Annotated in this window: 1 protein-coding gene; it reads left to right on the top strand. The window is 47.6% G+C overall.

The window, feature by feature from the left end; genetic code table 11:
• Positions 1 to 117: 117 nt before the first annotated feature.
• Positions 118 to 1,107 (top strand): hypothetical protein, encoded by a 990-nt coding sequence (locus DXA15_RS25055; protein ID WP_128135846.1) that lies wholly within the window; start codon positions 118 to 120, stop codon positions 1,105 to 1,107.
• Positions 1,108 to 1,211 lie beyond the last annotated feature (104 nt).

Raw genomic sequence — 1,211 nt, forward strand, 5'->3', positions numbered from 1 at the left:
AGGTTGCTCCTCAGCAGAGCCTACTTCCTCTTAACATCCTGATACAAAGATAAATTATAAAAGTTAATTAATAATGAATTATCCAACTTTGTTTGGATTTTAAATGGAAACAGCGATATGAACAATTTTCACAAACTAAGCACAATACTTTTATGCAGTGCCTGCCTATTGGCCGGCTGCACGGAAGAGACAAAGCAAACGGGTACCGATCCCGTCACCCCGGACGCGGACAATGCACGCCGGGAAGTGATGATGACTTTGAAAAATAAGTTGTCTGTAACCCCCGTGTCCTCAAAGGCAGGGAGACCCATCGCTACAGCCGCCGAAAATGCCGTTTCGATGCTCGATGTATACGTTTTCGGAGCTGAGACGGAAAACGGCGAATACACCTTCCTCGAACGCTTCGCCTACCGCGCCGATGCCAACGACAAACTGCCACAGGGAGCCACTGAGCTGCAACTCAACACCACCGATGCCGACGGCAACGAAACGAACGGACTGCTCAAACTCAAAAAAGGACTATTCGTAAAACTATACTGTATCGCAAACGATACGACGCTGGTCGACCCGGCTACCACGAAGGTGGTTAAACCCGCCGACTTCACCCCCATCACCTTTACGGAAAGCGAAGACGGTACACCCCGTTTGGCTACCGAAGGCATCCCCCACGAAAGCACATTCACTACTTACCATACGCACCTGCTCAGTGCAACCGTTCCGGCAGACACACTGGCTACACCGCTCGCTATGGCAGGGGCACTGACCACTCCGTTAGACCTGACAGATTCAGGCAGTGCTGCGCGCTTGCAGATCGGTTTCCGACTGACACGTCTCGTGGCTCGATATGATATTAATAATGAAGCGGGAAGTTCCCGCTTCATTATCGAGACTGTCTCAATCGGCAACGCACGATGCGGTTCCGGTTATTTCCCCATACAGCCTTACGGCGATATGCCAGAAGCGAAACCCGACGAACTTATCACTAGCCCCGTACGACGGTTCTACGGAGAGAACGCCAACAAAGGATTGCAGACAGGAGCTTTCTACTCCTACCCTTCACCTGAAAAAGACAATGCTTTCTTAATTATTAAAGGTATGTATAAATAATACTTCGTTAAATTTATAACTAATCCGTTGAGAACAAATAAGTTAATTGATAAAATTTAGTACAATAAAATAGGTCAAGTGGCTGATTTTCATTACCTTTAATG

Source organism: Parabacteroides sp. AM58-2XD, from assembly GCF_003463685.1.
Lineage (GTDB): Bacteria > Bacteroidota > Bacteroidia > Bacteroidales > Tannerellaceae > Parabacteroides > Parabacteroides segnis.

Bases quoted from the DNA above. Each gene is read 5' to 3' on its own strand.
- DXA15_RS25055 (WP_128135846.1), top strand. From the start codon at position 118: ATGAACAATTTTCACAAACTAAGCACAATACTTTTATGCAGTGCCTGC.